Annotated in this window: 20 protein-coding genes and 2 pseudogenes; 16 read left to right on the forward strand and 6 right to left on the reverse strand. The window is 59.9% G+C overall.

Annotation, left to right across the window (positions count from 1 at the left end; all coding sequences use genetic code 11):
• Window positions 1-77 precede the first annotated feature (77 nt).
• The 11 genes from arsB (at window position 78) to acuI (ending at window position 13,430) form a co-directional block, all read left to right on the forward strand.
• Window positions 78-1,163 (forward strand): ACR3 family arsenite efflux transporter, encoded by a 1,086-nt coding sequence (gene arsB, locus C0Z16_RS26630; protein ID WP_102635053.1) that lies wholly within the window; start codon window positions 78-80, stop codon window positions 1,161-1,163.
• Window positions 1,160-1,582: an arsenate reductase (glutaredoxin) gene (gene arsC / locus C0Z16_RS26635; RefSeq protein ID WP_102635054.1), complete on the forward strand. Its 423-nt coding sequence runs from the start codon at window positions 1,160-1,162 to the stop codon at window positions 1,580-1,582. The genes arsB and arsC overlap by 4 nt, the downstream gene beginning before the upstream one ends.
• On the forward strand, window positions 1,582-2,346 hold the full coding sequence (gene arsH, locus C0Z16_RS26640) for an arsenical resistance protein ArsH (RefSeq protein ID WP_102635055.1): 765 nt from the start codon (window positions 1,582-1,584) through the stop codon (window positions 2,344-2,346). Before arsC ends, arsH begins: the two co-directional genes overlap by 1 nt.
• A 117-nt stretch (window positions 2,347-2,463) precedes the next feature.
• Window positions 2,464-2,910, forward strand: a complete 447-nt coding sequence (gene arsN2, locus C0Z16_RS26645; RefSeq protein WP_102635056.1) for an arsenic resistance N-acetyltransferase ArsN2 — start codon at window positions 2,464-2,466, stop codon at window positions 2,908-2,910.
• Between the two features lie 967 nt (window positions 2,911-3,877).
• Window positions 3,878-4,786: a transcriptional regulator GcvA gene (gene gcvA, locus C0Z16_RS26660; protein ID WP_102635058.1), complete on the forward strand. Its 909-nt coding sequence runs from the start codon at window positions 3,878-3,880 to the stop codon at window positions 4,784-4,786.
• A gap of 231 nt (window positions 4,787-5,017) precedes the next feature.
• Complete coding sequence (locus C0Z16_RS26665) at window positions 5,018-7,570, forward strand: CoA transferase (RefSeq protein ID WP_244201372.1); 2,553 nt, start codon at window positions 5,018-5,020, stop codon at window positions 7,568-7,570.
• A 375-nt stretch (window positions 7,571-7,945) separates the two neighbouring features.
• Window positions 7,946-9,037 carry an ABC transporter ATP-binding protein gene (locus C0Z16_RS26670; protein ID WP_102635060.1) on the forward strand — a complete coding sequence of 364 codons (1,092 nt, stop codon included), beginning with the start codon at window positions 7,946-7,948 and terminating at the stop codon, window positions 9,035-9,037.
• 39 nt (window positions 9,038-9,076) lie between these two features.
• Entirely contained in the window at window positions 9,077-10,114 is a 1,038-nt protein-coding gene (locus tag C0Z16_RS26675) for a polyamine ABC transporter substrate-binding protein (protein WP_102635061.1), read from the forward strand.
• A 54-nt stretch (window positions 10,115-10,168) separates the two neighbouring features.
• On the forward strand, window positions 10,169-11,431 hold the full coding sequence (locus C0Z16_RS26680) for an ABC transporter permease (protein ID WP_102635062.1): 1,263 nt from the start codon (window positions 10,169-10,171) through the stop codon (window positions 11,429-11,431).
• 4 nt (window positions 11,432-11,435) lie between these two features.
• The gene (locus C0Z16_RS26685; RefSeq protein WP_102635063.1) at window positions 11,436-12,275 is read left to right on the forward strand and encodes an ABC transporter permease; all 840 of its coding nucleotides are present in this window, start codon (window positions 11,436-11,438) and stop codon (window positions 12,273-12,275) included.
• A 147-nt stretch (window positions 12,276-12,422) separates the two neighbouring features.
• A complete protein-coding gene (gene acuI, locus C0Z16_RS26690; RefSeq protein WP_102635064.1) occupies window positions 12,423-13,430 on the forward strand; it encodes an acrylyl-CoA reductase (NADPH) in 1,008 nt (335 codons plus the stop codon).
• Here acuI and C0Z16_RS37510 read toward each other — a convergent pair.
• The gene (locus C0Z16_RS37510) at window positions 13,390-13,635 is read right to left on the reverse strand and encodes a hypothetical protein (RefSeq protein ID WP_146014356.1); all 246 of its coding nucleotides are present in this window, start codon (window positions 13,633-13,635) and stop codon (window positions 13,390-13,392) included. The genes acuI and C0Z16_RS37510 overlap by 41 nt on opposite strands.
• Before the next feature lie 152 nt (window positions 13,636-13,787).
• A complete protein-coding gene (locus C0Z16_RS26695) occupies window positions 13,788-14,945 on the reverse strand; it encodes an iron-containing alcohol dehydrogenase (protein ID WP_102635065.1) in 1,158 nt (385 codons plus the stop codon).
• A gap of 675 nt (window positions 14,946-15,620) precedes the next feature.
• Between C0Z16_RS26695 and C0Z16_RS26700 the strand changes: the two are divergent.
• Window positions 15,621-15,944: pseudogene (locus C0Z16_RS26700) on the forward strand (Tn3 family transposase); the annotation flags it as partial.
• Here C0Z16_RS26700 and C0Z16_RS26705 read toward each other — a convergent pair.
• Window positions 15,873-16,337, reverse strand: a pseudogene (locus C0Z16_RS26705) (YeeE/YedE family protein). The pseudogenes C0Z16_RS26700 and C0Z16_RS26705 sit on opposite strands and share 72 nt — an antisense overlap.
• Before the next feature lie 210 nt (window positions 16,338-16,547).
• On the opposite strand from C0Z16_RS26705, the gene C0Z16_RS26710 reads away from it, so the two are divergent.
• Window positions 16,548-18,530 carry a sigma-54-dependent Fis family transcriptional regulator gene (locus C0Z16_RS26710; RefSeq protein WP_102635066.1) on the forward strand — a complete coding sequence of 661 codons (1,983 nt, stop codon included), beginning with the start codon at window positions 16,548-16,550 and terminating at the stop codon, window positions 18,528-18,530.
• Window positions 18,531-18,821: 291 nt separating this feature from the next.
• Window positions 18,822-18,896: a pyrroloquinoline quinone precursor peptide PqqA gene (gene pqqA, locus C0Z16_RS26715; protein ID WP_006410019.1), complete on the forward strand. Its 75-nt coding sequence runs from the start codon at window positions 18,822-18,824 to the stop codon at window positions 18,894-18,896.
• Between the two features lie 211 nt (window positions 18,897-19,107).
• Here the strand turns inward: pqqA and C0Z16_RS26720 are convergent, their stop codons facing one another.
• Together C0Z16_RS26720 and C0Z16_RS26725 are read right to left on the reverse strand one after the other, a co-directional pair.
• Complete coding sequence (locus tag C0Z16_RS26720) at window positions 19,108-20,340, reverse strand: c-type cytochrome (RefSeq protein ID WP_102635067.1); 1,233 nt, start codon at window positions 20,338-20,340, stop codon at window positions 19,108-19,110.
• An 89-nt stretch (window positions 20,341-20,429) separates the two neighbouring features.
• Window positions 20,430-22,157: a methanol/ethanol family PQQ-dependent dehydrogenase gene (locus C0Z16_RS26725; RefSeq protein ID WP_102635068.1), complete on the reverse strand. Its 1,728-nt coding sequence runs from the start codon at window positions 22,155-22,157 to the stop codon at window positions 20,430-20,432.
• A gap of 238 nt (window positions 22,158-22,395) precedes the next feature.
• Between C0Z16_RS26725 and C0Z16_RS39380 the strand changes: the two genes are divergently transcribed.
• On the forward strand, window positions 22,396-22,521 hold the full coding sequence (locus C0Z16_RS39380; protein WP_279635080.1) for a hypothetical protein: 126 nt from the start codon (window positions 22,396-22,398) through the stop codon (window positions 22,519-22,521).
• 64 nt (window positions 22,522-22,585) lie between these two features.
• Here C0Z16_RS39380 and C0Z16_RS26730 read toward each other — a convergent pair whose 3' ends face one another.
• Window positions 22,586-23,482, reverse strand: a complete 897-nt coding sequence (locus C0Z16_RS26730) for a LysR family transcriptional regulator (RefSeq protein ID WP_102635069.1) — start codon at window positions 23,480-23,482, stop codon at window positions 22,586-22,588.
• Between the two features lie 125 nt (window positions 23,483-23,607).
• Here C0Z16_RS26730 and C0Z16_RS26735 point away from each other — a divergent pair.
• On the forward strand, window positions 23,608-23,747 hold a 140-nt coding region (locus C0Z16_RS26735; RefSeq protein ID WP_425179465.1), incomplete at its 3' end, for a succinate dehydrogenase, cytochrome b556 subunit.

Consider the following 23,747-nt stretch of genomic DNA (forward strand, 5'->3'; position numbering starts at 1 on the left):
GCCGCTTCGTGTGCCCGATCGCCATGCGGTTCAGCAGAAAGTGCGCGTGAACGGCGCAAAGCCCGCAGAGGAAACACATGAGCAGCAATAATACGGTGACCGCCGGAGCACGGCCGGCGATCGGTTTTTTCGAGCGTTATCTGACGGTATGGGTCGGGCTTTGCATCGTCGCGGGCATTCTCGCTGGGCAGCTACTGCCGCAGATTTTCCAGGCAATCGGCCGGATGGAACTCGCGCACGTGAATCTGCCGGTTGGCGTGCTGATCTGGGTGATGATCATTCCGATGCTGGTCAAGATCGACTTCGCGGCGATGACCCAGGTTCGCAGCCAATGGCGCGGCATCGGCGTGACACTGTTCGTCAACTGGTTCGTCAAACCGTTTTCAATGGCATTGCTCGGCTGGATTTTCATTCGCCAGGTGTTTGCGCAGTGGCTTCCCGCCGATCAGCTCGACAGCTATATTGCCGGCCTGATTCTGCTGGCCGCCGCTCCCTGCACGGCGATGGTGTTCGTCTGGTCGCAGTTGTGCAAGGGCGATCCGTATTTCACGCTCTCGCAAGTGGCGCTGAACGACTCCATCATGATCGTGGCGTTCGCGCCATTGGTCGCGTTGCTGCTTGGCCTGTCCGCTATCACGGTGCCATGGGATACGCTGATCATGTCGGTCGGGCTGTACATCATCATCCCCGTGATTCTCGCGCAGTTGTTGCGCCGGCATCTGCTGGCACGAGGCGAAGCGCATTTCCGGCGAATAGTCGCGCGGCTCGGTCCCTATTCGATCAGCGCCCTCCTCGTGACACTCGTGCTGCTGTTTGCGTTCCAGGGACAGGCCATCGTCAACGAGCCGCTGGTTATCGCGATGCTCGCGGTGCCCATCCTCATCCAGGTACTTTTCAACTCGGGCCTCGCGTATCTGTTGAATCGCCGGCTCGGCGTCGCGCACTGTGTTGCGGGGCCATCGAGTCTGATCGGTGCAAGCAATTTCTTCGAGCTTGCCGTGGCAACCGCAATCAGTCTCTTCGGCTTCCATTCGGGTGCGGCCCTGGCGACGGTGGTCGGCGTGCTGATCGAGGTGCCAGTGATGCTGTTCGTCGTCGGCATTGTGAACCGCTCCCAGCACTGGTATGAGGCGAAACCCGGCATTAAAGGACAACAGCTATGAGCGTCACCATTTATCACAACCCCTCTTGCGGCACGTCGCGCAACACGCTCGCCATGATTCGCAACGCCGGCATCGAGCCGGAGATCGTCGAGTATCTGAAGACGCCGCCGGATCGCGAGACGCTGAAGGTTCTGATTGCGCGCGCCGGCTTGACGGTGCGCGCCACGTTGCGCGAAAAAGGGACGCCCTATGCCGAGCTCGGTCTCGGCGATGCCTCGCTGACCGACGAACGATTGCTCGACGCCATGATGGAACACCCGGTTCTGATCAATCGTCCGATTGTCGTCACGCCGCTGGGGGTGCGTCTGTGCCGGCTATCCGAGCTTGTGCTCGACATTCTGCCTGCCGGGCAGAAGGGCTCGTTCACCAAAGAAGACGGCGAGCAGGTGATCGACAAAGAAGGACGGAGGCTTCTCTGATGACGCAGGATCTGCCCAACCTCAGCGTTGCGCATCTCGACATCCCGGACTCACAGAAGCTCGAACCCCGCATGGTTTCGCAACATGCGCCGCGGATCCTTCTGCTGTTCGGCTCGTTGCGCCCCACGTCGTACAGCCGGCTACTCACGCTCGAAGCCGAACGCATATTGCGCCATTTCGGCGCGCAGACGCGCGTCTTCGATCCGCACGGCTTGCCGCTCGTTGACAGCGTGCCTGTCGATCATCCGAAGGTCGTCGAACTGCGCAACCTCTCGCTGTGGTCCGAAGGACAAGTATGGTGCAGCCCGGAGCGCCACGGAACGCTGACGGCCGTATTCAAGAACCAGATCGACTGGCTGCCGCTTGAGAGCGGCGGCGTACGGCCCACGCAAGGCCGCACGCTCGCGGTAATGCAGGTATGCGGCGGATCGCAATCGTTCAATGCCGTGAATGCACTGCGCTTGCTCGGCCGATGGATGCGGATGGTGACGATACCCAATCAGTCGTCGGTGGCAAAGGCCTGGCAGGAGTTCGATGCCGACGGCCGGATGAAGCCCTCGTCGTATTACGATCGCGTCGTCGACGTCATGGAAGAGTTGTACAAGTTCACATTGCTCGTGCGGGATCGCTCAGATTACCTGACCGATCGTTACAGCGAGAGAAAGGAAGCGCATCCGGAACTTGCAACGGCACTGGCGGCCGCCGCGATGAATCACGAAACGGAGAATGCGAATGCGGACACCGACACGAACGAAACCGAGTAGCGGCAACGGCGGCAGAGGCGCCCTCACAACATAGGCGGTCGCGGTCGCGCAACTCGTTTCGTCCTCCGCGAAAAACGTTTGCGATTCAGACGCTAATATCGAGCGAGCACAACAGCCATGCAGACAAGAAAAGCTAGCGGTACCGATCTCAGCGACATTCACGACCTTTTGGGCGCGAACGGCTTGCCGATAGTAGACGTCTCCGTGACGCTGATCGAAGGCTTTCTGGTGGCGGTCGATTCGCGTGGATCGGTTATCGGTTGCGCCGGACTTGAACCGCTTGGCTCCAGCGTGCTGTTGCGATCGCTCGCAGTGGCCCCCGAATCGCGCGGGACGGGTATCGCCCGGATGCTCGTGACACGACTCGAAGACATCGCACGCTCCTGCAATCGCGAAACCGTCTGGCTGCTGACAACGACGGCGGAAAAATTTTTCGAACGATCCGGCTATGAACGGATAAGCCGCAATGACCTTCCTTGCGAAGTGCAGTCATGCAGGCAATTCGTCGGTCTATGTCCTTCATCGGCGATATGCATGCGCAAGCGGCTTGGTGCGGTGGCGTAAACGTTCAGCGTATACACAGGTAACGACCATACCAGCATAGCGCAAGGATAGGGACAGGTTTCTGGCCCAGACTACAAGCCATGGCTTCGCGTGCAGGATGTGGCATCGCGTGGCCGATCGCGCAAGGTTCAGGGCCTCACCACGAGGCGTGTCCGCCACGTTCTTTCCGATCTCGAATACGCGTACCTTGTTGTACTCGAATTCTCTGAGCGCGTGATCGGTATCCGCGAACAGTTCCCATTGCTCCCACTTTCGCCGATACAGGTTGTTGCGAGGAGACGCCACGGAAGCCGTGGGTCATCGCGAATGACGATGTACGCATGTGGCTGCTGCGCGGCGACGCACGGCGCAGTCAGTTCAGGTTGCCGACCTATATGCTTCGGATTGAAGAGGATATCCCGGCGGGCTAACGAGAGTTACGAGATCGTAACTGGGAGCGCATCGCCGGTCTGGTCAACGGTACGGTGCCGGTGAAATATTCGAGGGGCGTTCGATGGGCGCGCTCGTCGCGCTGCATGCGGAGGCGACAGCGATGCAACGCAAGACGTTGTACCGGCTTCTATATCGGTATTGGACGCTCGGGCAGATACGCAATGCGTTGTTGCCGAACTATGAGAACGTCGGAGCACCTGGCAAGGCTCGCGTGTTCGCCAAACGGTGGATGGGTATGTTTGTTGCCCCTCGCCGCGAAGTTCGATGCGCTGTTGAAACTATCTGAAGCGGGAATTACGGCAAAATGGGAGGGGCCGCCTGCATGGCAGGGTCGCGCCGTTGGAGGGCGCGCGTATCAGCGACGGCTGTAAGGCGGCTGGGGACAATCAAGCACGGCGTCAGATTAACTTTGGAAGAAGCCTTCACGCACTGCTTCCTGTCAGGCAAAAAAGACAGGAAGTTGACACCAAGTCAGAAAAGTTGACGGACCGAAAACTCAATTTCGCAACAGCCTCTTGGTCAAACGGTCTACGGAATGAGAAAACGATTACCCCCGCTTAACTGGTTGCGCGCATTTGAATCCTCTGCCCGGCATCTCAGTTTCACGCATGCGGCAACAGAATTGAACCTCACCCAGGCGGCGGTAAGCCAACAGGTGAAGGGACTCGAGTCGCAGTTGGGGGCAGTTCTCTTTAAGCGCTTGCCAAGAGGACTCGAACTCACCGAGGCCGGGCTAGCCTATATGCCGGTTGTCCACGAGGCCGTAGAGCGACTGGCGGCCGCAACTGAAGAGATCTTCGGGCAAGGTCACGGCAGAGTCCTTACTGTTCGGGTCAGCCTGGTGTTTTTTACCCATTGGCTGGCAATGCGCTTACCCGACTTTCGTGAACGCCACCCCGAGGTCAATCTGCGTATCACCAGCAACATATGGGGGGGAGATTCGAGCGTGACCGACGTCGAAGCCGATATGGAAATCCGCTATGGACACGGAGCATGGACGGGACTCAAGGCCGAGCGGCTGACCTGGGATACGTTGCTGCCGGTGTGCGCGCCATTCTTGCCGTCCGAACAGGCGCCACTCGCTACGCCGAAGGATCTCCGTCACCACGAACTACTCCACGTCCTGGGCTATGAGGAAGGCTGGGGATACTGGTTGAAGAAAGCAGGCGCGGGACAGGTCGACTCTTCGACGGGAATGCAGTTCGATACCATGATCTCTGCTTTGAGAATGGCCGAGTTGGGTCAAGGGGTCGCCTTGGCGCGCTCGTCGCTGGTCCAGTCGATGCTGGACGCCGGGCAACTGATAGCGCCTTTCGAATCCCGCCTTACGACCAGTGAAGCTTTCTACCTGGTCTATTCTCCGCACAGCATCGTCAACCCTGATGCCGCGGCATTCGTCGCCTGGTTGAGTGCGAAGGCCCGGGAGGGGCGAGCGCGGAACTGACCAAACCGGTACACATCCACGTCCATTTCGCCGGGCTGCCAGCGATCGACTAGCCATTTTCCCGCGCGTCCACTCCGCCGGCTGAGCTATAAATAAAACGACCCCATCCTCGTTTTTTTTATTGCTTTACCGGCTCCCCGTTGTATCCGACAGTGATCCCCAGTTCGTCGCCAAGGCCACTCGCCTCGCATTCCAGATGCGGTTGATGGGTGCTGGAGGCGACCCACCACAATGATGACCTGCGTTTCGGACGATCCGCAGGTCCTGGAGATGAGTCGGCGAGCCATGGGAAAGCATAATCAACTGCCTTTTAGCGGCGTGAAAGTCATCGACTTTGGCCAGTACATCGCCGGCCCGGCCGTGGCGATGATCCTGGCGGATCTGGGCGCCACCGTCATTCACATCGATCCCCCTGGTGGCTCGCTTTGGGACAGCCCGGCCAACGCCGTACTGAACCGCAATAAGTATTGCTTGCAGCTTGACCTGAAGTCCGCGCACGGGCTCGAGGCGGCCATGGCATTCGTCGCGCGTGCCGATATCGTGATCGAGAACTTCCGGCCGGGCGTCATGACCCGGTTGGGCTTGGACTTCGCCGAGCTGCGTCGTCAAAGGCCCGAGCTTATTACGCTGTCCATCCCTGGCTTCGCCAGCAACGACCCGTTGCGTCGTCACTGGCGCGCCCTCGAGCCGATCATTGCGTCGGCCTCCGGGGTATTCACCGATATGGGTCAGAACCGTGTACTGATGGGGATAAACCCGAGCTTTTCGCCGCTGCCGCTAGCATCGTCCTACGGCACCATGCTGGCTGTCTCCGCGGTGGCACTCGCTCTGCAAGCGCGGGAGCGCACGGGGGTGGGTGATCAGATCGAGGTGCCTCTGGCCGCGGCGGTGATGGAGGGACTGTCTTACAACTCGATCAAGATCGACGGTTATCCCGAACGCTACAAGACCTTACGTGAAAAGGAAATTGAGCGGCGGCGGTCGGAAGATCTTCCGATGAACCTCAGTTACGAAGAACTGCAAGAATATCTCGATCCCTTTTACCGCACCTACGAATGCGCGGACGGTCGCAAGTTCTATGCGGTATGCCCGTCACACCGCTCGCACGCCAGGCGTTGCCTTCAGGCGATGGGCTTGTACGAGGAAATGCTATCTGCCGGGCTGCCAACAGTGAGCGACCCCTACCTTCCTATCTGTCAGTGGGAGGGGGATGCCTCACTCGGTGTCTACCCGTTGCCTGACCATTGGGCCCGGCGCATTTCGGCACGCATGAAGGAAGTTTTCCTGACCAGGACAGCGACCGAGTGGGAAAAAATTTTCGGCGAAGGCCGGTTCCCCGGTGCGCCCCACCGCTCGACTCAAGAATGGTTGCACGACGAGCACGCGAACGCCTCGGGTCTGGTGGTAGATGTCGACGATCACCTGTACGGCAACATGAAACAGCCCGGCGCGATCGCCTGGCTGGAAGACAGTGGCGACCTGATGCTCTCGCCCAACTCACGCCGCACGGTAAGTATCAAGGAAGCCCTTGCCATTCTGGATGAGTGCGCGCCCACGGCACTGCCGTCTCCATCCGAACAGCAGGTTGGCGGTTGGCTTGACGGTGTGCGTGTCCTCGATCTGACCAATGTCATCGCGGGTCCGCATTCGACCTCCTACCTCGGCCGGTTCGGTGCCGATGTCATCAAGCTCGACCCCGTAACACCCAACTATGATCCCTGGAACACAGTGGTCTTTGGCATGTCTTCGGGCCGCGGCAAGCAAAGCGTCCTGGTCGACCTGAACCACCCTGACGGACGCGAGGTGTTTAACCAATTGGTTCGTTCGGTTGACGTGATCGTGATGAATGCGCCGGATCGTCAACTCGCACCGTTGGGTCTTGACGAAGCGAGTCTTCAGGCCGTCAACCCTGGCGTGATTTTCTGTCAACTGGATTGCTTTGGCGGACCGCGTCGCGGCCCGCGGACCGATTATCTAGGCTACGACGACTTGATCCAGGCTGGCACCGGCATCATGCTGCGCTTCGGCGGCGGCATGGCAACGCCAGAGGAACACGCTCACGTGGGAACCATTGACGTGAATTGCGGGTTCGCCGCAGCGCTCGGCGTTGCGGCCGCGTTATATCGCAAAGCCAGAACCGGCGAGATCAGCCGTGCCCGGACCTCCCTGGCATCGCTCGGCAACCTGGTGCAGATTCCCTTCTGCTACGACTACCCAGGGCGGCCCCCGTTCGATGAGCCTTCCGGCCGTAGCGCCCAGGGCTTTGGCAGCCTGTCACGCTTCTTTCGGGCCGCGGATGACTGGTTGTATGTGGACGCCAGCGCAAAGGAACTGGACAAGCTAGACGCCGTGGACGGGCTGACGGGCATTCGTAACGCGGCGGATCCCGCAGCATTTCTCAGCTCGGCGCTCGCCACGGCCTCCGCCGAAACCTGGCAGACGCGGTTGCAAGCGGCCAATGTGGCGGCAGCCATTCCGGACAATATCGACAACTTGCGCCAACGCTACAGCCGCCCTGCAGACAATCGTCCGGGCATCGATAACGGCAGCTATTCATTCAGTGTCTATGCCGAGCATCCGAGCGGACGACGTGTCACCCAACTCGATCCTTTTGCGATTCGCCCTCACGTTGCTCCGATCCGCGCACTGGCGCCAGCAGAAAAGTTTGGTGCCTCGACCCGAGCGGTTCTGTGCAAGATGGGCTACAGCGATACACAGGTTGCGACGTTGATTGCGCGAGGGGCGGTCGGCGAGAGCTGGTGCGAAGAGTACTTGCCCAGTTGAACACGTCGCCGTTGCGGGCAAGCCGGAAAAAATCGCGACCGCTCGGCTGATATGCGAACGCGAACGATAGCAGCAAGCACCCTGGAAGAAAAAAGCTGTGCCCAAGTGGTGTTCGAATATTTATAAGATTGGAGACGAAGATGCATGCACGACGCCGCAAGCTCGCGGGTACCGAAAACACCCAGCGAGGCGCAGAGATCGTTATCGAGAACCTCAATCGAGCTATGCAGCACATAGCGCGAAGACGTCCATGGCGAGGCGCGGGGAAAGAGGTGCCCTGTGCGCCTCCCTGTCGCCGCAGCCGATCTGCAGACACAGCGCTACCGCCGGCGCTGCCAGGTGCCTTCCGCACCGAAAGACACTGAGGTAACGATCATGCAAAACCAGGGCAACACATTTGTGAGCTTCCGCAATGTTCGGAAGACTTACGACGGAGAAACACTCGTCGTCAAAGGCCTGAATCTCGACATCCAGAAGGGGGAGTTTCTCACTTTGCTCGGTCCGTCCGGCTCGGGAAAGACCACCTGTCTCATGATGCTCGCCGGGTTTGAATACCCGACCGATGGAGAAATCTGGCTGGACGGTCAGTTGCTCAATCGTATTCCGCCGCATAAACGCGACATCGGAATGGTATTTCAGAACTATGCACTCTTCCCACACCTGACCGTCGGACAGAACCTCGAGTATCCCCTCAAGGTTCGCAAGCTGCCGCCAGACGAGCGGGCCACACGCGTCAAGCGGGCGCTCGAGATGGTCCACATGGAAAAGCTGGGTAAGCGAATGCCAGGTCAGCTCTCAGGCGGTCAGCAACAGCGAGTGGCGCTTGCGCGTGCGTTGGTGTTCAACCCAAAACTTGTGCTGATGGACGAACCGCTTGGCGCGCTGGACAAACAGCTGCGCGAGCACATGCAGATAGAACTCAAGGCATTGCACGAATCCCTTGGCCTGACCTTTGTGTACGTCACACACGATCAAGGTGAGGCGCTCACGATGTCAGATCGAGTAGCAGTCTTTGATCAGGGGGTGATTCAACAGCTCGACCGGGTCGACTCGCTCTACGAATCGCCAACGAATCTGTTTGTAGCCAACTTCATTGGTGACAGTAACCGGGTGAACGGCACCGTCGTAAGCCGGGACGGTAATTATTGCGAGTTGCGCATTGCAGACGGTACGACCGTACGTGCGCTGAATGTTGCCGGGGTCAATGTCGGTAGCCACGCCACAGGGGTGATCCGTCCCGAGCGGCTCTCGATTGGGCGGCAATCCGAAAGGCAGCGCAATGTCATCAACAGTGAAACGCTTGGGATGATCTACTTCGGCGATCACGTCCGGCTACGCTGCCGCTGCCCCGGAGAAACAGAGTGTTTCGTGAAGGTCCCGCTCGGGCAGGACGGGGCGGCCCATGTCCAACCGGGAAATCGAATCGCGTTGTCGTTTCATGAAGATCATCTGAGAGTTTTCAATTGACCGCGCGTAGCGAAATCACCTTGTGCCAAGGAGAACGAAATGAGTTTCTTTAGAAATACGGTCAGCGTGGCTGCCATGATGTGTTTTTCCGCTTTCGCATTGGCCGGCGGCCTTACGACGGTCAATTACGGTGGCGCCGTGGGGAACGCCGAGAAGGCTGCCTGGGTTGAACCGTTCTCGAAAGCGAGCGGTATTCCGACGAATGCGATTGAGTACACGGGCGAAATGGCCAAAGTCAAAGCGATGGTCGACGCCAAAGATGTCACGTGGGATGTCGTTGAAGTCGAGTCGGCAGACATCGGACGCGGCTGTCAGGACGGGCTCTTCGAGAAGCTCGACTGGTCGAAGATCGGGAAAAAGGGTGATCTGTTGCCTGGATCGGTGACTCCCTGCGCTGCCGGCACATTCGTGTGGTCGACCGTGCTGGCCTACAACCCCACGCTGACGAAGGGCACGCCACAGGGCTGGAAGGATTTTTGGGACATCAAGAAATTTCCTGGCAAGCGTGGCATGAAGAAGGAGGCACGTTATAACCTCGAATTCGCACTGATGGCAGATGGCGTGCCGGCGAAAGACGTGTACACCGTGCTGGGCACAGAGGCTGGCGTCAACCGGGCGTTCAAGAAGATGGACGGACTCAAGCCATACATTCAGTGGTGGGAGGCTGGCGCACAGCCGCCGCAGTTCCTGGTCGCCGGTGATGTTTCGATGTCCACCGCGTACAACGGCCGCATCGATGCCGCAATGCGGGCAGGGAACAAGAACCTGGGTATCTCGTGGGACCAAAGCATCTATGAGCTGGACTTTTTCGTGATTCCGAAGGGCTCAAAAAATAAGGATGCAGCCGAGAAGTACATTGCCTACGTGCTCGAACCTCAGGCCCAAGCTGCGTTCGCGCAGCACATTCCGTACGGGCCAACGAACAAGGGCACCATAAAGCTGCTTGATGCAGCCACTCTTGCAAACCTGCCTAACTCGCCGAAGAACGGCAAGGACGCTATCCCCAACGACGTAGAGTTCTGGACCGACCACGGCGACGCGCTAGAACAGCGTTTCACCGCGTGGGCAGCGAGGTAACGCGAATCGCGTACCCATCCCTCGAACGTTTGGGTACGCGTTAAGGAGAGAGACATGAGCGCAGTAACTACTCAGCAGCAGGATTGGCATTTGCGTGAGCTCAAGCGATCGCTGAGGAACGTGAATTTACGTAAGCAGATGGCGGCGCTGGCGCTGGTCGCTCCTCTCGCTCTTTTCATTTTTCTGGTATTCGTGATGCCCGTTGCGTCGATGATTTCCCGGTCGATTCAGAGTCCGGAAGTCGTTGACGCGTTGCCAGACACGACGGCGGCGCTGCGAAACTGGGAGGGGAACTCGGCAGTTCCGGATGACGCCTTTCGCGGGCTGATGCTGGATATCGAGCGCAACGGGGGGAACAACAGTTCGGGAACCGCAGCCGGTCGACTGAACGGGCAGAAGGAGGGTTTCCGTTCATTGTTTTACAAGACTTCGAGCGCGCTTCCGTTCGGCGACAATGATTCAGCGCTGCCTGCGCACGAGGTTCGACAAAAGCTGATCGAAATCGACAGGCGTTGGCAAGATCCCGGTTACTGGCAGGCAATCGCTAAAGATTCATCCCGATACACAAGCCAGTATCTCCTCGCGACGACGGACTACCGTCGCAATTCTGCCGGTGACATTGTTCCGGTTGATCCAGGCGCCTCGGCATATCAGGAGGTATTCAAGCGAACGTTCGTGATTAGCGGCCTGGTAACGCTCGCCGCGCTGCTCCTCGGCTACCCCCTGGCATACTGGATCTCCGGCCTGCCGGCGGGTAAGGCAAATCTGCTGATGATTCTGGTGCTCCTTCCCTTCTGGACTTCGATCCTTGTGCGGATCTCCGCCTGGATCGTCATCCTTCAAGGATCGGGCCTCGTCAATAAGGCGTTGCTGTCGCTGGACCTGATATCGTCTCCATTGACACTGCTGTTCAACCGGACGGGAGTGCTGGTTTCGATGACTCATATCCTCCTGCCGTTCATGATCCTGCCGCTGTACAGCGTCATGAAATCGGTGCCAGCCAGCTATACGAAGGCAGCGGTCTCGCTGGGTAGTCACCCGTTTGGCGCGTTCTGGAAGGTCTACTTTCCGCAAACGCTGCCGGGAGTCGGCGCGGGCGGACTGCTGGTATTCATCACGGCGTTGGGCTACTACATCACTCCCGCATTGCTGGGCGGAGCAGGTGACCAGATGGTGAGCTACTACATCGCGTATTTCACGAATGTTGCCTTGAACTGGGGGATGGCGTGCGCACTGGGAGCGGTTCTGCTTCTTGTGACGCTGATTCTCTTCGGCGTTTATCGAAAGATCGTCGGCAACGAACTGAAGGTAGGTTAGCACCATGAAAACGACGGTATCGCGTTTTGCACCTTATACATCGGCTCCCGAGATCGCGTGGCACTACTTTTTGCGATCGACCAATGTCATGATCCTGCTGTTTCTGGTCTTGCCGATACTGGTGATCATCCCGCTTTCTTTCACGGACAATACATTCCTGGTCTACCCGATACACAAGTTCTCGTTCAAGTGGTACCACAATCTGTTTACGTCCATCGACTGGCTTCGTGCCGGAAAAAACAGCTTCATCATAACCCCGCTTGCCACGATCCTGGCCACTGTCCTCGGGACGTTGGCCGCGTTAGGCCTCAACAAGGCGACGTTCAAAGGCAAGGGCGCGCTGATCGGCATTTTGATCTCGCCGATGATCGTGCCGGTGATCGTCACTGCCGTCGGGATGTATCTGTTCTTTGCGAAGTGGGGCTTAGCCGGGTCGTACCTTGGTCTGATTTTCGGTCATACCGCTATCGCAGCTCCATTCGTGGTGGTGACTGTCAACGCCACCCTTGCCGGGTTCAACCAGAATTACGTGCGCGCGAGCCTGAGCCTCGGTGCGTCGCCCGTCAGGACGTTCTTCTCCGTCACCCTGCCGATCATTGCGCCGGGCGTGATTTCTGGAGCCCTGTTTGCATTCGCCACGTCGCTCGATGATGTTGTCATCACGATGTTCATCGCGGGTCCGACACAAGGTACGTTGCCGTTGCAGATGTTCATCGGTCTCCGCGAAAACATTACTCCGACGATTGCTGCCCTTGCGACAATTCTCATTGTGTTTTCCAGCCTGCTTCTGGTGGCGATGGAGGGGCTGAGGTCCAGAAGCGCGGCGCGACAGATAGCGACATGACATTACTTGCCGCGACACCTGTCGCCTTATGCCCGTGGAAGCCCTCAGGCATGGGGCGAAATGGTACATCCTTGCATGGTTTATGTTGTCTGGATGTAGCATTTCGCCTCGCCTGACGGCCTGCGTTCACCGTCAGAGAGGACAAGCATGTCTTTTTCAGCCATTTATCTGCAGCAGAATGACAACGGATTTTCGGCCGGGGTTACCAGCCTCGATGACCGAACCCTCGACGACCATCCCCTCGCAGCCGGCGAAGTGCTCGTTCGTATCGCACACTCGACGCTTAACTACAAGGACGCGCTAGCGGTCACGAACCGCGGTCCGGTCGTGCGCGCCTGGCCAATGGTCGCGGGTATCGATGGCGCCGGCGAGGTGGTGACATCGACAGATTCTCGCTGGAAAGCGGGCGATATTGTCCTCGTCAACGGATGGGGCCTCGGCGAAACACACTGGGGGTGCCTCGCAGAGAAAGCCCGCCTGAAGGCCGACTGGCTCATTGCGGTACCGCAGGGACTATCAACGGCCGAAAGCATGGCAATCGGGACGGCCGGTTACACGGCGATGCTATCCTGCCTTGCGCTGGAACAGGCCGGTGTCAAGCCGGCCGACGGTGAAGTGCTCGTGACCGGCGCGAGTGGCGGGGTGGGCAGCGTGGCAATCTCGCTATTGAGCAGTTGGGGATTTACGGTCGTGGCGTCGACGGGTAAGCCGGAGCAGGCGCATTTTCTCGAGCGTATCGGCGCCGCCGATGTGGTTGATCGGGACACGCTGTCGGCAACCGGCAAGCCGTTGCAGAAAGAACGCTGGGCAGCAGTTGTCGATTCTGTCGGCTCGCATACGCTTGCCAACGCATGCGCACAGACGAAATATGGCGGCGTCGTGACGGCGTGTGGTCTCGCGCAAGGCATGGAGTTTCCGGCGAACGTTGCGCCGTTCATTCTGCGCGGTATAAAACTGCTGGGTATCGACTCGGTTATGTGTCCGATCGCTCATCGTCACACGGCGTGGAATCGGCTCGCTGCGGATCTGGATCGAGCAAAGCTCGCCGAACTCACGCACCTGATAGCTTTGCCCGACGTGCCGGAGGCAGCCGTGCAAATGATGGATGGAAAGCTCAGCGGTCGAACGGTTGTCGACATTCGCCGCGGCGCATGATGTCGGGCGCTTCCGTACGGATTTGAAGGCCTGCGACTTCAGGACCGTTGGTGTGCTCTCCCGTGCCGGGATGTGCCAGCACGGGAGCAGTAGCGGGTTTTGCAGTGGAGACTTTGAATATCGGCTGCTTTCGAGTGCCTGAGCCTGGCACGCGGCGACCGTTGATGAAGTGAACCACGTCTGCGTCGTCGTTGAAGGGCTCCATTTTAAACTCCTTGCGAGGATCGGAACAGGCTCTAAGGGCCGCAAAAATGCGGCGATGGGACCAGGGTTCTGATTCCCACGCCAAGAGTTGTTGTTGTCGCATCTGAACGACCTTGACTGCGATAGATCAGATGCAGTTTTATTGGTATTCGCTTACCAGAGACCGCGGTAGAGCTCGACCATTTCCTCGACCGAGGGCACGCGTGGATTATTGCCAGGCGAGCCGGAGGCCAGAGCCTGCTGTGCCATGGTCGGCATTAAGTTGAAGAAGCGCTCGCGGTCGATACCGAATTGTTCGGGCGTCGGCACCTGAAGGTCATCGTTGATCGACCGCAATTCAGCGAGCAACCTGGCATTGGCGGCCTGCGTACTGTCCTGCCTGTCGGCCACGCCCATGGCACGAGCGCAATCAGCGTAGCGTTCTTCCGCCGCCGGGATCGAGAACGCGGTCACACTGGGCAGCAGCATGGCGTTGGACAGCCCGTGGGGAACGTGGAAAAAGGCGCCGATCGGTCGACTCATGCCGTGTACCAGCGCCACGGACGCAGCGGAAAACGCCACACCGGCGAGCGTCGAACCGAGCATCACGGCTTCGCGGGCGGTTGTATCCTGGCCGGATCGATAGGCTTTACGCAGGTTCGGGCCAATCAAGCGCATGGCCGTCAGGGCCTGACTGTCGCTGTACAGGTTGCCTTTCTGGCTGACGTAGGCCTCGATCGCGTGGGTCAGCGCATCAATACCCGTATCGGCGGTGACGCGCGGCGGCAGGCTGAGGGTCAGGCCGTAGTCGACCAAGGCTGCCACGGGCATGAAGCCGATGCCCACGCAGAGCATTTTTTCGTCGTTCTGCTCATCAGTGATGATCGTGAAACGGGTCACTTCCGAGCCGGTTCCCGCGGTGGTGGGCACCGCGATAATGGGCAACCCAATCTCGGTAACAATGCGCGGAAACTTATAGTCGCGCATTTCTCCACCATGCCTGGCAAGAATGCCAATCGCCTTGGCGCTGTCGATAGGACTGCCGCCGCCCAGTGCGATGATGCTGTCATAGTCTCCTGCGCGAGCCTTCTCCACGCCAGCTCGAATCGAGTCAACCGTGGGCTCGGGGACCGTATCAGCGAACATTTCGGCTGCCATGCCATTGGCGGAGAGATTTTCCTGAATGCGCCCGGCATAACCCAGCTGCACCATCATCTTGTCGGTGATGATCAGGGGGCGACTGCAGCCGAGAGTCGCCAGAACCGCGGGAACTGTCTCGCTGGCATTGGCGCCGACCTCAAGGATGCGCGGCAAAATCACTTGGTTAGACATATCGAATCCAGTATTAATGTCGGTTAAATATAAAAAGCTGTCCGGGACTTAATCATTAATTGAAGTTTTCATCTCGATGTCCTGTCTGCCTGATAATTTTGATAACAAAACATCGATATCTTTGATATTGAGCATGGTGAAACTTGCAGGGGCGGCATGGTTTTCGGTGGTCCTAAATTCCCAGTTAGGCATCACCTGTTTGAGAGGCCCCTGCAGGCGTGTATCGCGATGACGCGATAATTCCAGCGTCTTTAACAGAGATAGCGGCAACGTGATATGCCCATGGCCGGGCGGGCCGTGTGTTGGCCGAAGTGACCGGCCTTGACCTCGTGAGCCGGTAGTTGATTAGGGTTCCATATGAGTCATCGTCTCGTCTCCGGACCCGCAGATTTTCTGCAATGCAGGTCATCGTTGTCGTAGGCAGCCGTCAGCACTGATCAATCGCGTTTCAGCTGCAAGCTGCCGTGGCGGCGCGCTGAGGTTACTGTCGGGTAGAACGAGGAGCGGGTAAAGCAATAAAAAAGACGATGATGGGTTCGCTTTACTTATGGCTTTGGCCGTCGGGGCGAGGTGGAACGCATTAGACGTTTGCCTGCCCGGGCGAGCGTGTCTTGCCGGAGGTTGTCGTACTTCCCCTGCAAATTCTGGCGATTTATGGGTCTAAAAATCCATATCGCGCTCGACGACCCACAAAAAGCCTGGCTCGACGATCTCTTCAAAGCACGTCCGGGGCGCACGACCTGGGATGAATTGAAGCGCGAGCCGAAACGACCGCGGCCGCGTGAGGTGGCCAGTTTCCTCAAGCACATCCGGGTCATGGCGGAGCAGGCCGACGGCTTACCGCCGGCGCCGGACATCCTCTCGGCACGCAAGCGCACGCAGCTCGTTATCGAGGCGCGGGCGCTCGATGTGCACGAGATGCGCTCTCTAAAGCCGGCCAAGCGCTACACGCTCGCCGTGTTGCTCATCTTTTCGCAGTTGCAAAAGGCGCTCGACGACGCCACTCGCCGTAAATGTTGCCGTCGCCGCAAGCGAGCGGATCGAGCCGCGCGAGATGCCACAGACGCCATGCCCGCTCGTACAACCGCTCGCGTAACGCGTGCCGATACCGACCCGCAAACCGGCGACGACCAGTTCGCCCCAACCGGCCTGGATATCGGGCGCTATTGATTTGCCTGCCAGGCTTGCCACTACCGGCGCCCCGATAAGCCCCGCGAGAAAAGCGACACGTCATGCCGCGTCCTTGAGCGGCGAGCCCAGCAAGCCGTCCAGAATTCCGCTGATGCCGGCGATACGTCCGTTAAACAGGACGAGCACGGCAGCCGCGGCGCCGATCACAAGGCCGCCGGTTAGTGACCAGCCGGGTGTCAAGTTCGCGATATCAATCGACATGTTGCCTCCCTGGGTTCATCAGCCAAAACGTGGACATACCGCATCGCGTGGCCGCAGTCGCTTCGTTGCTTGCGATTGAACCATCTGGCGGGGAAAGACGTCAGCTATCGCAACGCCGCCAGCGTTCGAATGAGCCTGGCGCGTAATTTGCATCCCTGTCGCACCAGTACGGCCCCGGCAAAGCGATCAGGGCCCGACCAGGAGGAGACAATGCGCGATGACACCTGTCACGCCGTAACAGAAATCGCCCCGCGCGAGGCTTGCGGGCTCACGCCGTCGATTCAGAAGTCCCACGAACGTTCGGAAGTCTTCGGTTTGAGTGCGTCCATGCGCCCCGACTATGACGTGCTGCCGGCCGCCGAACTCGCACTGAAGCTGGAGCAGAACCGCATCCTGTGCGCACACGCCACGCCGGTGATGGAAACGCTGCATGAGCAGATCGTGAACACTCAGAGCATGATCGTGCTGACCGACGCCCAAGGCCTGATCCTTCATTCGATCGGCGACGACGACTTTCTGCGGCGAGCCGAGAAAGTCGCGCTGCGTCCGGGCGCGAACTGGGCCGAGGACCGGCAAGGCACCAATGCGATCGGCACCGCCCTCGCCGAACGCTCCGCGACCGTCGTGCATGGCCAGCAGCACTATCTCGCAGCCAACCGCTTTCTCACGTGCTCCAGCGTGCCGATCCTCGATCCGTATGGTGATCTCATCGGCGTGCTCGACGTTACCGGCGATCATCGCAGCTATCACCAGCACACATTGGCGCTCGCAAAAATGTCCGTGCAGATGATCGAAAATCATCTGTTCACCAATACCTTTCGCGAGACGTTGCAGATTGCCTTTCACGGCCGCCCCGAGTTTCTCGGCACCTTGATGGAAGGCATCGCCGCGTTCACCTGCGACGGCCGCTTCCTGTCCGCGAATCGCAGCGCGCAGTTCCAGCTCGGCCTGCCGCTTGCGGGATTGCGGGCGCATACGCTGTCGTCGCTGTTCGGCCTCACCAGTCCTCAGCTGATCGACCGCTTGCGCACGCATCGCGATCGTCATCTGTCGCTAAACCTGAGCAACGGTGCGGTGGTGTGTGCGCACGTCGAGTTCCGGCGCGCTACGCATGCCGAGGACGCCGCCGCGCCACCCAACGTGCGAGTGGAGGCGGCGGCTGCGCAGCGCGGCGAATCCGCGGCGGCGCCCGTCAATCCGCTATCGAGGCTGGCTTACCTCGACACCGGCGATCCGCAGATTGCCGCGGTAATCACGAAGGTGCGCAAGGTGATCGGCAAGAACATTCCGATCCTGATCACCGGCGAAACCGGCACCGGCAAGGAACTGCTCGCGCAGGCCATCCATAACGATTCGCCACGCAGCGCAGCGCCGTTCGTCGCGGTCAACTGCGCGTCGATACCTGAAACGCTGATCGAATCGGAACTGTTCGGCTATGAAGAAGGCGCCTTCACCGGCGCGCGGCGCAAAGGTGCCGTCGGCAAACTGCTGCAGGCCAATGGCGGCACGCTCTTTCTCGACGAGATCGGCGACATGCCCTATCCGCTGCAAGTCCGGCTGTTGCGCGTGCTGCAGGAGCGCCTCGTCAATCCGCTTGGCTCCGCCAAATCGATTCCAGTCGATGTTGCGATCATTTGCGCGACCCATCGCGATCTGCGCGCAATGATCGCGCAGAACCGCTTCCGCGAAGATTTGTACTACCGCCTGAACGGACTCGTAGTGAAATTGCCGCCCTTGCGCGAGCGCACCGACCTGGCGACCGTGATTCAAAAGATGCTGCATTGCGCGTCGTCCGAGAACGCCGACGGCCAACCGCTCAGCGTTGCGGATGACGTCATGAAGCTGTTCGAGCAATGCGTGTGGCCCGGCAATTTCCGGCAACTCGGCAACCTGCTGCGCACTGCCGCCGTCATGGTCGATGCGGACGGCGAAATCCGGCGCGAGCATCTGCCTGACGACTTCTTCGACGACTTGCGCAGTGTCGGCCCAGCGTCGCCGGTCGCGCAAGCCCGCGAAGCGCCGTCTCTGCCCAGCGGACGGCTCCACGACGTCGCCGCCAGCGTGATCGCCAACGCGCTGGCCCAGCATGGCGGCAATGTGTCGGCCGCGGCTCGCACGCTCGGCATTTCGCGCAATACCATCTATCGCAAGCTGCCGGCGCAGGGCGCCAACCATAGAGAAGACGCTGCGTGATTGTCCGCTCGTCCGATTGCGCTCGCCGCCGAGGCACTGCTCCATTCTGCAACACGGGTGTACTGCAATTGAACAGTGCGCGGCAGCGGGCGCCGCGTGCAAGGCGCTGTATTCGCGCGACAAAACGCGCATTCATTTGCAGCGATGTTTCAGTTCGAGATTTAGCGCTCTCATAGCGCGTGAATACGCCGAAAACACGGTTCGATACGCTCGGCATAGACCTTGCGTTTAAGCTGATGACCGCTTCCAGAATGCGGTTCTTCAATCCATGTCGTATCCAAGGAGACAGCCATGCAGTGGACCACCCCCGCCTATACCGATCTGCGTTTCGGCTTTGAAATCACGATGTATATCGCCAATCGCTGAAGCAACGCTTAAGCAACGACGAAGCGCCGCCCGCCGGTCACAACGCGTGACCCGGTTCGGCGGCGTCCGGAGCATCGCTCATGAAGGTCAAGATTCGCGCTTCTGATGCATTGGTTACAACGCCCGGCGATTCTCCTGAACGACAGGGAATCGCCGGGCGTTTTCGCTATTGCGGCAGTTGCCGCAGTTCCGGCTATTGCGGCTGTTTCCGCTATTGCGAAGCACCCGCGTTGAGCGGCGTCGACGACGCCTTCGCATGCTCGTCCGTCAGCTTGCTCTTGCCGGCGCTGTAACCGTTCGAATACAGCAGGAACGCCATGATGTCCGCGTAATCCTGCGGCTTCATTTTGCCGGGACGATCCGCCGGCATATTGTTGGCCATGTATCCATACACACCGCCGATGGTCAGCTTGGCATTCGCCGCCGGCGCGAACGAGGGACCGCGCAGCGCAGGCGCATTCAAGCCTTGCAGATCGGGACCGTGGCATTTCGCGCACGCGCCCGAGTACAGGGTCTTGCCGTGCGCCACTTGTGCGCGATCGAAGCCGGGCACCTCCATGGGCATGCTCGCATCGACCTTGATGAAGCCGCCTGGTTGAATTTGCCGGCCACCGGCCCGCGTGATTCGCGACACCGTATCGACACGGCTCGGACCGTCACGATAGGCAAACGCGGATGCGTCGGGCCGGCTCGCCTGCGCTATCCGAGGCAAGGCCCACGCACGCGTCAACTCTGCCAGCCTGCCGTCGGATTCCATCTTCTGCAGCGCGGCGTCGATGCGCGGCTGCAACGCCGCACCGTTCTTGCCGAACGCGAACACCAGATGCCAGTCCGCATACGCCGAAGCGGCTTCACTAATCCTGAAGCGCCGCTCAGGATGAGTGATCGAGTAGGCCACGACTGCCGGATACCAGACGATCGCGCGTTGCGCATGTCCGCTTGCGACGGCATCGACGGTAAGTTCGGCGGTGTTCTCCAGATCGAGCTCGATGTTGGGCTGCTGCACGGCAATCAGCTGCGCGGGGCTTGCATAAGTTGCCGCAACCACCTCGGCGCTGCCGGCTTGTGCCGCCGACTCGCCCAACGTCACACTCACATAGCCAGAGTGCAGGTAGCCACGGGAGAAAGTCAGCTTGCTGTCGGAGCCGTCGGCGACCGTCGAGCGCGGAAAGCCGGCGATCACGTCGCATTTGCGCGCGAGCGCCGTATCGAGTTCCTTCAGCGACACGCCGTCGTCATCGCTGCTGTTGAAACCGCCGGGTGCGAGCGAAAGTGCAATACCCGCCGTGCGAAACGCTTCGCGCGCGACCGCCTCGTCGAGCGCAGTCGACGGGCTGCCTGGAAACGTGCAGACGCGCACGCCCGCGCTGGCGACGCCAGGCAGCAGCGCGCCGGTGGCCAGCACCACACTGGCGAGAGCAAACGAATTGAGTCGAGTCTTCATGATCTTGTTCCGGGAAAGGCCGGGCCGCCATGCTCCACCTCCTCACGCGAATGCGCGTTGAGCAGTCTGGCGCGGCGGCCGCGAGGACATCAGCTTTGGTTGAGTGCGAACACGTAGAGGGTGCCGCCGCGCGGAATCTTCTCCGCGGCCTTGGCCATCGGACCGCCCCAGATAGGGTTCGCACCGCCGTAGCCGGCGAGAATCGCGACATACTGCTTGCCGTCGATCTCGAACACCGACGGCTGGGCCACGATCCCGCTAGCGAGTTTGGGGCTCTTCCACAGCACCTTGCCGGTCGCCGCATCGAACGCATACAGGTAGCCGTCGAGCGAGCCGCTAAAGGCGAGGCCACCCGCAGTCGTCGCAACGCCGCCATTCCACGGCAGCTTGCTCCAATGGCTCCAGACTTTCTTGCCGGTGTTGACGTCGATCGCCTGTAGTTCGCCGTAGCCCTTGCTGCCGGGTTCCGGCTTGATCTCGAACCCTTCGCCGAGATACGGCAGACCTTCCATATAAGTCACCGACTTGCCGGATAGCGACATGCACGCATGCAACGCGGGGACGATCGCCAGATGCTTGTCCGGATCGTACGAAACCGACCACCAGTTCTTGCCGCCGAGAAAGCTCGGACATGTTTCGATCGTCGTGCCGGCCTTCGGGTATTTCGCCGCATCCTGGATCGGCGCGCCGTCGGCCGTATAGCCCGTAACCGAAGTCGCGGTAACGAAGGGCTTCGCATAGATCAGCTTGCCCGTGCCGCGGTCGATTGCATGGAAGAAGCCGTTACGGTCCGCATGGATAATGGCGTCGTAGTCCTTGTCCTGATACTTGATGTTGGCGAGCACGGGCGTGTTGACGCCGTCATAGTCCCAGGTGTCGTGTTTCGTGTACTGGTAGTGCCATTTGAGATCGCCGGTTTTCGGATCGAGCGCGAGCAGCGAGTCCGAGTAAAGGTTGTCGCCCGGCCGCAGGTCGGCGAGCCACGGTCCAGGATTGCCCACACCCCAGTAGAGTGTTTTCGATGCCGCGTCATACGTACCCGTCAGCCAGGCTGGCGCGCCGCCATGCTCCTGCATGCCGTTGGGCCATGTGTCGCCGCCTTTCTCGCTGGCCGCCGGCACGGTGAAACGCTTCCACAGCACATTGCCGTTGTCCGGACTCAACGCCGCGATAAAGCCGCGCGCACCGTATTCCCCGCCCGCGCTGCCCACCACCAACGCGCCGTCGAGCGCGAGCGGCGCGAGCGAGAACGCATACCCCAGCCCCGGGTCGAACATCGCCTTGCGCCACACGACCGCGCCCGTCTGCGCATCGAGTGCGACGACCTCGCCGTTCAGCATCGCGATGTAGACGTTCTTGCCGTACAACGCGACGCCGCGGTTGATCACATCGCAACATGCCGTCTTGAACGATTCCGAGCCGAGCTTGGGCTCGAACTTCCACAGTTGCTTGCCGCTTGCCGCATCGAACGCATAGACGTTGTCCTTGGGCGTAGTCACGAACAGATAGCGGCCGTTGACAATCGGCGTCGCTTCGAAACCCTGTTGCAATTCCGCTGGAAACTTGTAGCTCCAGACCTGTTTGAGCTGTTTCACGTTCGTCGTGTCGATCTGCTTGAGCGGCGAATACGCCTGGCCGTTATAAGTGCGGTAGTACGTGAGCCAGCCAGGATCGCTTTGCGCCGCCGTCAGGCGCTCGTAGGTGACGGCGGGATAGTCGTCGGCCACCGCCGCCGATCCGCATATCAGACTGACGGCCGCGGCAACGCCTATTGCAAGCGCCCTCGGCCGCGTCGCCGAACTTAAACGTGCTTTCATCCTTGTCTCCTGGAGTTTGTCGACGCGATGCCGTGCGGCGGCGCCATGGTCTCGTGAACGCAGTCTGGCTGCCGAGCCGTTCAAGGCAAGTCGCATGCCATTGGACTGGTGGAGCGGCGCAAGGCTCAGCAGGCCGGCAGGAACTGAGCTGATGACCTGGATCATCGCTCTACGCCAGGTGAGCACCGTTGTTGCACGCTGACGCAGTCGAACGCGGATGTGTTGCTAAAGGAGACAGGTGTCGCGCACCGACTTGCTGCCTGGGGGCGTGTGGAATGTGGTGAACGGCTTCGGCCTGGGAACCGGTAAGCCGCTCGCATCGAGCAAACCCGTCGCGAAGATCGCGTTCACCGCGAGAACATGACCGATGAAAAGATCTACGACCGGTTCATGGAACGCGCGTTGAAGCGCGTTGCGGCAATCACCGGTCAAGTAACCGACGAGCCCAACGCAACCGCCTGCTCCAGGAAATTGGCCGTCTTGGCTGGCGCTGCCTCCATACGCGAGGCCAGCACCAGCCGGATCGAAATGGCGTTGCCGAGCACGTCGGTATAAGCGACGCCTTCGACCTGAATTTGACACACGGACGCCGGCACCAGCGAGACACCGAACTCGGCCGCGACCAGATTCACCACGGACGAAAGCTGCGGCGCCTGTTGTCCGGCGATCGGCTCGAAGCCCGCCTCCCTACACGCCCCGACAATCACATCGTGCAGCGTGGGGCTCGCCTCCCGCGGAAGCATCACGAACGGATCTTCCGCCAATGCCGACAGCGCGATCTTGCGTTTCTTCGCGAGGCGATGCGTTGCCGGCAGCACGATTTTCATCGGCTCGATTGCGATGTGATGGAACTGCACGCCCGCAGGCGATTGGCTGCCGAGGCGAACGAAGGCGACATCGACACGACCGTCGCGGAGATAAGCAAGCAGTTGCGCCGTGTTGCCTTCGGCAAGCGTGAGCGTGACGCTCGGATAAGCCTGTCGATAGCCGCGGATCAGCTTCGACACAACGGGATTGAACGCAGCCGAGCCCGTGAATCCGATATTGAGCTGCCCAATTTCGCCCCGCCCCGCGCTCTGCGCTTTTTCGACGGCAAGGCGTGTGTCGTGCAAGATGCGCTTGGCGTCGCTGGCGAATGCCTCTCCCGCCTCTGTCAACACGACGCCGTGGCCTGTGCGACGAAACAGCCGCACGCCGATTTCGTCTTCGAGGGCGTGGATTTGCTGACTGAGCGGCGGTTGGCCGATGCCCAGCCGTTCGGCCGCGCGAGTGACGTTGCGCTCTTCGGCGACCGCGAGAAAGTAACGAATATGACGCAGTTCCATCCGGTATCTGGAAAAGCTATTTCAGTAAGACGCGATAGATATTGGACAGTATATCAGTGGTGCGACAAAATACCGCCATCGCGCGGTACGCGTCGTGTTTATTTAAAGAGGCGAAGGGGTCTACTGTGGCTGATACATTAAAAAAACCGAGGCCGGAATTCCGGAACATCGGTATCGGGCAGATCTTGACGGCGTACCGTCTTCCGCTGGCGGGGCGCGTGTCGATCCTGCATCGGCTGAGCGGGGGTCTGCTGTTTGTGTTCCT

The organism is Paraburkholderia rhynchosiae (assembly GCF_002879865.1).
Classification (GTDB): Bacteria; Pseudomonadota; Gammaproteobacteria; order Burkholderiales; family Burkholderiaceae; genus Paraburkholderia; species Paraburkholderia rhynchosiae.